At 67.3% G+C, this 7945-nt stretch carries 6 protein-coding genes and 1 tRNA gene; 5 read left to right on the top strand and 2 right to left on the bottom strand.

Features of this window, described 5'->3' with window-relative positions:
* Positions 1-188: 188 nt before the first annotated feature.
* Complete coding sequence (locus Q0309_RS06975) at positions 189-374, top strand: hypothetical protein (RefSeq protein WP_299438898.1); 186 nt, start codon at positions 189-191, stop codon at positions 372-374.
* 77 nt (positions 375-451) lie between these two features.
* On the opposite strand, the gene Q0309_RS06970 is transcribed toward Q0309_RS06975, so the two are convergent.
* Positions 452-538: transfer RNA gene (locus Q0309_RS06970), tRNA-Leu, on the bottom strand.
* Between the two features lie 480 nt (positions 539-1018).
* Here Q0309_RS06970 and phbB point away from each other — a divergent pair.
* From phbB to Q0309_RS06955, 3 genes are all read left to right on the top strand, one after another.
* Positions 1019-1747 carry an acetoacetyl-CoA reductase gene (gene phbB, locus Q0309_RS06965; RefSeq protein ID WP_299438896.1) on the top strand — a complete coding sequence of 243 codons (729 nt, stop codon included), beginning with the start codon at positions 1019-1021 and terminating at the stop codon, positions 1745-1747.
* 433 nt (positions 1748-2180) lie between these two features.
* Positions 2181-4634, top strand: coding sequence for a PAS domain-containing sensor histidine kinase (locus tag Q0309_RS06960; protein WP_299438894.1), 2454 nt, complete (start codon positions 2181-2183; stop codon positions 4632-4634).
* Positions 4618-5811 carry an O-antigen ligase family protein gene (locus Q0309_RS06955; protein ID WP_299438892.1) on the top strand — a complete coding sequence of 398 codons (1194 nt, stop codon included), beginning with the start codon at positions 4618-4620 and terminating at the stop codon, positions 5809-5811. The genes Q0309_RS06960 and Q0309_RS06955 overlap by 17 nt, the downstream gene beginning before the upstream one ends.
* Here the strand turns inward: Q0309_RS06955 and Q0309_RS06950 are convergent.
* Positions 5784-6641, bottom strand: coding sequence for a DUF4743 domain-containing protein (locus Q0309_RS06950; RefSeq protein WP_299438889.1), 858 nt, complete (start codon positions 6639-6641; stop codon positions 5784-5786). The genes Q0309_RS06955 and Q0309_RS06950 overlap by 28 nt on opposite strands.
* Positions 6642-6848: 207 nt before the next feature.
* Between Q0309_RS06950 and Q0309_RS06945 the strand changes: the two genes are divergently transcribed.
* Complete coding sequence (locus Q0309_RS06945; protein WP_299438887.1) at positions 6849-7898, top strand: hypothetical protein; 1050 nt, start codon at positions 6849-6851, stop codon at positions 7896-7898.
* The last annotated feature ends 47 nt before the right edge of the window (positions 7899-7945 follow it).

The following is a 7945-nucleotide window of genomic DNA, read 5'->3' as shown; positions in this document are numbered from 1 at the left end:
CTGTGAAGTCAGTCAGTTAGGCTCTTATCGAATCCCATCCCCTAGGGGACGCCAATTAAATCAATGACTTAGCAGCCGCCTCCGGGCGGCTGTTGTCGTTTGTATGGGCTTTTGTACGAGCTTGGGAGGGAGCTGGAGACACCAAAACGCCCGCCGGCCAGGAGATCGCGATCAAGGATCTCGCCCGAATGATGGCGGACATCACCGGGTACCTGGGCCGGATCGTCTGGGATACCAGCAAGCCCGGTGGAACGCCGCGCAAGGTCATGGACAACGGCACCATTCGCGCACTGGGCTGGCGGCCGCAAACGGATCTGCGGGCCGGGCTCGAAACCCTGTACACGTGGTTTCTTCGGACGAATGCGACTGGGTAAGTGCGCCTGTGCCAAAGCGCGGGACACGTCCCCATTGACCGGCCCCTGCCGGGCGAACCAGCCCCTGTCGGCTGATTTGGTGCGGTCGAGAAGACTCGAACTTCCACCCCGTTTCCGGGACAGCGACCTCAACGCTGCGCGTCTACCAATTCCGCCACGACCGCACATCGTGGTGAGCCCCGGCGCGGGATCATCCAGGGAGGCACGCAGTACCAGAAAGCCGCCCGTTCATCAAGGGCGCAAGCCCGGCCTTTTCCGCGACAGGGCGGAATTGTCCGGACCGGCGGCTTCGACATCACTGGTCGGACCGCTCGGACCGTGAGGTTGAGTTCGGGGCTCGGATATGGGCCTTTCTCCCCGCTCCATTCCCCGTTAGACTGCGGGCCACGCGTGACGCGGGGTCGTCGGGGTTCGCGGCGTCGGGCCGCCCCTCAACGGGGCAGCGGTTCAACTGGCCCCGGGGTCCAACGGCGATCTCGCCGCGTCTTGGCACGCACCCTCCGGACGGTCGTGCGCCTCCAACCCTTGGGCAACAAGGCGCACGGCCGTATCAATCAGGGCGACCGCCCGCCCCGCCCCTTTTCAGCGGGTCCCACGAGCGGCCGCCGAACCAAACATGACCATATGAAACGGGGAGATGATCCATGTCTGAAGGACGTGTTGCGCTTGTGACCGGCGGAACCCGCGGCATCGGCGCCCAGATCAGCATCGAGTTGAAAGAGGCCGGGTATCGCGTGGCCGCGAACTACGGCGGCAACGATGCCGCCGCGCAGAAATTCAACGAGGAAACCGGCATCCCGGTCTACAAGTTCGATGTCGCGAACTTCGACGCCGTCAAGGCGGCCGTCGAGCAGATCACGTCGGATATCGGCCCCATCGAGGTCCTGGTGAACAACGCCGGCATCACGCGGGACAGCACGCTGCACCGCATGACCGCCGATCAGTGGAATGCCGTGATCCAGACCAACCTGACCTCGGCCTTCAACACCACCCGCAACGTCATTGACGGGATGCGGGAACGCGGGTTCGGCCGCATCGTCAACGTCACGTCGATGAACGGCCAGTGCGGCCAGATCGGTCAGGCCAACTACGCCGCCGCCAAGTCGGGCATGAAGGGCTTCACCAAGTCGGTGGCGCTTGAGGGCGCGAGCAAGAACATCACCGTGAACAACGTCTCCCCGGGCTACACCGACACGGAAATGGTGCGCGCCGTTCCGGCCAACGTCCTTGAGAAGATCGTCGCCGGCATTCCCGTCAAACGCCTGGGCTCGGTGCATGACATCGCCCGCGCGGTGCTGTTCCTGGCCGCCGACGAGGCGGGCTTCATCACCGGCTCCACACTGTCCGTGAACGGCGGCCAGCATATGTACTGATGCGATATCCCGGCCGTCTCGCCTCCCGGCACGACCGCCTGCCCCTTTCGGGGGACGGGTGGTCGTGTCCCGGTCGCGGGCCGTCACGGGACGATCTCGGTCAGAACGGGCAACGGCCGCAGCATACGGTGGCCGTTGTCTTTTTTGTCGCGATTCTCCGGTAAAAATGTAAGGCTCTTCGCGGATTCTGGTAAGCTTGGGGCTTGGACTCTCGCGATGCCTGTGCGGTGATATGATGGGGCCAAAAGGTCGGAACCGGTTGCTCAGCCGGCGACACCATTCCTGGCAAGAGAGTCCCGGCCAGAGTCTCTGGTCGCGTTGGGGGATGCGCAAGGCCGCAACCTGTGCGGTTTTGTCCGCCCTTCCGATGGGCACGGCAGCCGCGCAAGACAGGCTCGGACCCGCCGGTCAGAGGATCGCCGAGGATCTTTCCATGGCGTCGCTTTCGGAGCCGCTGGTGCTCGCCGTGGCGGGGCTCTTGGCGGTGTGTCTCCTGCTGGCCCTGATGCTCTGGCGCCAGACGCGGCGCCGCCGGCTCGCCGAACAGGAGGTCGACAGCCTGGCGGGCCAGGTCGGAACCTTGCGCGAGGCGCTCGGGGCCGGGCGGGACGGTTATTTCCTGTGGTTTCACCAGACGAACGAGGCCGTCTGTTCACGGCGTCTTTCGGTTCTCCTGGGGCTCCCTGCCGGGATGGCATCGGCGATCGGCGACGTTGTCGCCGAGGTGGCGGACGACGCGCGGCCGGCCCTGGATCAGGCGATCGAACGGTTGCGCCATGACGGCACCCCGTTCACGCTCGCCGTCGCCTATGGTCCCGCGCGTCGGCGACTCGAGTTCAAGGGCACGCGGGTCTTCAACACGGACGACCACAGATCCCTCGCCGATGTGCTCTGGGTGCGCGACGTCACGGACGACGGTCGTGCCGTGGATCGGTTGAGCAGCGAGACAACACACCTTCGCACGATCTCGGAACGCCTGCGGGCCACCCTGGATGCCCTGCCCTGCCCGGTCTGGGTGCGTGACGACGATCTGAGCATTGTGTTGTGCAATGAAAGCTATGCCCGCGCGGTCGAGGCGGCCAACAGCACCGCCGCCGTTGAACAGGGGCTCGACCTGGCGAGCGGCGAAACCGGCCGGGAACTGCGCGCCCTGGCCGCCCGCAGCCGAGCGGCGGGCGTCCCGCTGTCGGACCGGTTCCATCTGGTGATCGAGGGCACCCGGCGCCTGATGGAGGTGACGGAAGCCCTGTTCCGCGAACCCGCCGAGGACGGGACCGACCGCCTGACCGTCGGTATCGCCCGCGACATTTCGACCCAGGAGGACCTGGAAAACCGCCTCGCCGGCGAACAGGCGAACCAGGCCGTGGTCCTGGAACACCTTTCGACGGCCATCGCCATTTTCGGACCGGCCACCCGGCTGACGTACCACAATCCGGCGTTCGCCCGCCTATGGCACCTGGACGGCGCCTGGCTGCGCGAGACCCAGCCCTCCTACGGTGACCTGCTGGACGTGCTGCGCGACCGCCGCGCGCTGCCCGAGGTCGCCGACTATCCCGCGTTCAAGGCGGCCGAAGTGGACCGGTTCACGTCCCTGATCGAACCGATGGAGGATCTGGTCCATCTGCCTGATGGCAAGGCCCTGCGCCGCGTGATCGCGCCGCAGCCCCTTGGCGGCCTGCTGCTGACGTACGAGGACGTCACCGACAAGCTGACCCTGGAGCGCTCCTTCAACACGCTCTCGGCCGTGCAGCGCGAAACCCTGGACCACCTGCACGAGGCCGTGGGCGTGTTCGGCGCCGATGGACGCCTGAAGCTGGCCAACCCGGCGTTCGCCACGTTGTGGGGCGAGACCGCCGCCAGCATCGAGGCCCCACCGCAGATTTCGGAGTTCCTGGACCTGTTGCGCGACCGCTTCGCCGACGAGTCCGGGTGGCGCCACCATCGCTTCGCGGTCCTGACGCCGCCGTCGCAGCGGACCCCGCACCGGGGGCGCGTATCGCTCGTCGGCGGACCGGTGCTGGACTACGCCTGCGTCCCGCTCCCGGATGGCGGCGTTCTGCTCAGCTACAACGACGTCTCCGATACGGCCCGGGTCGAGAGAGCGTTGCGCGAGCGGGCGCAAAGCCTCAGCGAAGCCAGTATGCTGCGGGCCGACTTCATCGCCAGCCTGTCCTATGAACTGCGCACGCCGATGACCACCATCACCGGCTTTTCCGAGATGCTGTGCGCCGAGTACCATGGGCAACTGAACGCACAGCAGTTCGAGTACGCCCAGTCCATCGCCGAAACCGCGCGTGAGCTTGTCCTGATCCTCAACGATATCGCCGACCTTGTGACGATCGAGGCAGGGCGCTCGGCCCTTGACGTCGATGCCTTCGATTTCCAGGCGGCCGTCAAGGCGGTGGTCGCCCAGTGCCGCGAAGCCACACGGCGCCGCGCGGTGGCCATCGACCTGGCGTGTCAGGAAGACATTGGCTGGATGGTGGGCGATGAGGAGCGTATCAAACGCATCCTGTTCCATCTCGTCAACGGTGCGATCAAGGTCAGCCCGGCCGGCACCACGGTCGGAATCGCGGTCGAACGGCTTCCGGACGCAGCCGGTGACGAGACGGTCGCCCTGACGGTCTCCGACGAGAGTGGCGAGTCGGCGGGCCGCACCCTGTCGACAGGATCGGAGACGTTGTCGGGCGGCAACCTCGCCATGCTTCTGGTGCGCCGATTCGCCGAAATGCACGGCGGATCGATCGTCATGACCGCCAAACCGGGGATCGGCACATCCGTGACCTGCCACCTGCCGTCCGGTCGCATCGCCCCGAACGGCGCCCTCGCTTCGTCCTCGGAAGCCTCACCCGGCCCGCGCGGAGAGACGTTTGACCGTATCATCTGAGCCCGATCCGACGTCGCCGGACCATCCGACCCGGGTGGCGTTCTTCCTCTTCGCCGCGATGCCCGTGTTGGCGTCCATTGTGGCCGGAGTGTTTGCGTCCACCCTGCTGGTCGCGTCCGCCGTCGGGGGACTGTGGATGGCTTGGCGCCAGAGGGCTTTCGGCACCCTGGCCGCCATTGGCGGCCTGGCGCTGCTGGCCGGGCTCGTCTCGACGCTCGGAAACGACACGGTCACCGAGCTTGTTTTGTTCTCGGCGTCCATCGTCGGCGCGGTCGTCTGCCTGCGCCTTGCACGGTGTGTGACGGCGGCGGACAGGGCGCGGGCGGCCACCGTGTTCGTCGCCTGCACCATTGCACTTCCCGTGATCGTGCTTGCGCACGGGCTCATCCGGCACCCGGACCTGATCCCACCGTGGTCCTTGACGCCGGACCTGCTGGCCAAGCACACGTTCGTCGCCATGACCCTGGTCATTCCGGCCACCTATCTGCTGTGGCGATCGCGCCAGCGGGCGCTTGCGGTCCTGTTCCTGGCCTTCATGGCGGTGATGGCCGTGGGCAGCGCGTCCTCCACGGCCACTCTTGCCTTCTTCCTCAGCCTGGCGACCCTGGTCCTGGCCCGGATTCGGCCGGCCCTTGGCGTGGCCGTGTTGGTCGGCGTCCTGGTGGCCCCGCTGGTGGCCTCCGTGGCCATCCAGGTCGCCGGGATCACGGACTGGTCGACCATCGGCCTGCGCATGAGCTGGACCTACCGCCTGGAACTGTGGCAACGCGCGTTGGTCCTGTTCCAAGAGGCGCCGCTGTTCGGGCACGGCCTGGACAGCTACGCCGACATCGCGCCGCACCTGGACCTCGGCCCCTTGGATCTTCACCTGGGCCGGTTTCATCCGCATTCGGTGCTGATGCAGCTCCTGGCCGAGGGCGGATTGACGGCCGTGGCCGCGTTCGGCCTGCTGGTGCGCCTGATCATCGATCGCCCCCGGTTGACCAACCGCGACCAGTGGGCGGTGCGGCTCGCCGCCCTGGCCGCCGCGTTCACGCCGCCGGCGATCGGCGTGAACCTGTGGTCCGACTACACGTTCGCGCTGGTCCTGTATCCCTGGCTGGCGTGCGCCTTGTTCCTGGACCACCCCGACGAAGCCCGGCCGCTCCGTCATACGGGTGGGCGCCGCAGCCCGTAAACGAGGGCTTCGTAATCGGGCTCCGTCTCGGGCGTGAGGATCCCATGTCGCACGGCGAAGTCCAGAATAACCAGAGGCACGTTGAACTTGAAGTCGTCTGTGTCGCGGACGGTTTCCAGCACCTTCAACACAGGCCACAGCATGAACGCGGCGATCTCGCCGTCGGTATTGCGCGGTTCGAAATCTGGCGGCAGATCAAGGTCATAAACGAACAGAGCGTCCCGCTTCAGGCCGACATCGGTTTCCAGGCCGTACGACACGAACCCGGCCGACGTCGCGCGCGCGGCCATCTCCGGGCCGATTCCGGCTTCCTCCTCGCATTCCATGCGTAGGGTTTCGCGCGGGGCCAGACCCGACGGCCGCCCGCCGGCCACCAGGTTATCCAGCTTGCCGGGCGCGACCGTCCGGTCCGTCGCCCGGCGCGCCACCCAAAGCTGGAGTCCGTCCGCGCCGTTGACAAAGCCGTTCAGATGAACGCCCACCGTGCGAATGCCGAACACCGGCGCGTGGGCACGATCCACGTCGAACAACGCCGGGCCTGTCAGGTGCGGAGAGACGGGATACCGCTCCCCCCTGGGGGGCGGAACCGCGCCCTCCTCCACCAGCACCGCCATCACCTCGTCAATGGCCCGGGTCCGCTCCTCCGGCGTTGCCAGGACGGATCGCACCGCCACACCGAAGGCGCCGACCTCGAACACCGACCCGAACCGGGCCAGCCGCTCGGCCACGCCGTGCCGGACCCAGCCGGTTTCCTGCCCGCCGACGAACAGCGGCCGGAACCCGCTCAGGTCGTGCCGGTTCAGACCCCGAATATGGTCAAGGTAGCTCACGCGCAATGTCCTCCATCTGGTCGCGATCCGTCAGGCGCTCCGGAAGCGTAGGACAGGAGCGCCCCTCCGTGCTACAGTCGTTGCACGAGTTGGGTTTCGCGTCCGTCGTGCCCTCGACCGGTGGGATCACCGTGTTCGCGCCACGACACCACAAGTGTACGAGGCATCGTGAGACACACCGATACCCCCGAGAGCGGGGACAGTGTTATGCCCAGCGTCGCCACCTTCGGCGTGGCGTCGGTTCTGAGCCTGGGCTGGATCCTGATGATCCGCGACTACATCCAGAGCGGTCCCGGCTGGGACGGCCTGATGTCCGGGCCCCCGACCGACGTGGCGCTGTTCCTGGCGGCCACCACCGCGCCCTTGGCCGCGATCTGGCTGGCGGCGGTGTTCCTGCTCGTCAGCCTGGCGATGACGCGGACCCATCGGGCCGTGCGCGCGATTCAGCGGCAGGCGTTGAGAACGTCAGGCGAGATCGAGGCCCTGGTGCGCACCAGTATCGAGATGCAGGAGCAGGCGCGCCGGCAGTCCTTCCTGAATGGGGTCGAACTGACGTTGAAGGACCTCAACAGCCAGGCCGGGATGCTCACCGGTCGGCTGGGTGTGCTGAGCACCGAGGAAACCGAGTACCTGTGGGCGCTCAACGCGGCGGGCGATCCGTGGGCCTTCTGCCACGCCCTGCTGGAACGGTCGGAGGTCGACGAGACGTTCGTCGACCTGCTGGCCGAGCGGATCGCCGCCGACGATGTTGCCTCGGCGGGGCTGCAACGCTTCCTGCGCCGCTATGAGCGGCTGCTGGCCCTGGCCAGGGACTGCGACGCCGACAAGCTGGTACGCGAGGTGCTGGAGGACGGCCCGCTCGATCGGCTGTATATCCTGTTCCGGGCGGTGTCCGACTACGTCCAGTCCATGGTCGCCCCACCGGCGTCCGTCGGCGACGGGCCGGACGGACGGCCGCCGGATGATGGGTTCGCCGGGTATCGGCCCGCGCCGGATCAGCCCGGCCCAGACGAGGATTGGCGGGATCCGGCCAGCCGCACGGCAAGGGATGCCGCCGGCCCACCGCTCTCCACGCCGGCATGGGGTGCCGCGTACCGCCGCGACGCGGCCTCATTCGATGACCGACCGTTCGGCTTTCCGATTCTCGGCTCCACGCCTGGGCTGGCGCGTCTGGTCACGGTCCTTCGGACCCACTTGGTTCGCGGCGGCAGACACGGGGGGCGCGCGGTCGAGGCCTCGCACCGTCCGCGCGGCTGATGCGTTTCCGGTCCGCGACAATCGGGCAAGCCAATCCTTGAATTGAC

Origin of the sequence: uncultured Rhodospira sp. (genome assembly GCF_937138205.1) — a bacterium.
GTDB lineage: Bacteria > Pseudomonadota > Alphaproteobacteria > Rhodospirillales > Rhodospirillaceae > Rhodospira.
Note: the sequence above shows the minus strand (reverse complement) of the source record. Positions and strands in the feature narration are given on the sequence as shown.

Coding starts and splice junctions, on each gene's coding strand:
- Q0309_RS06945 (WP_299438887.1), top strand. CDS start 6,849: ATGCCCAGCGTCGCCACCTTCGGCGTGGCGTCGGTTCTGAGCCTGGGC.
- phbB (WP_299438896.1), top strand. CDS start 1,019: ATGTCTGAAGGACGTGTTGCGCTTGTGACCGGCGGAACCCGCGGCATC.
- Q0309_RS06975 (WP_299438898.1), top strand. CDS start 189: ATGATGGCGGACATCACCGGGTACCTGGGCCGGATCGTCTGGGATACC.
- Q0309_RS06960 (WP_299438894.1), top strand. CDS start 2,181: ATGGCGTCGCTTTCGGAGCCGCTGGTGCTCGCCGTGGCGGGGCTCTTG.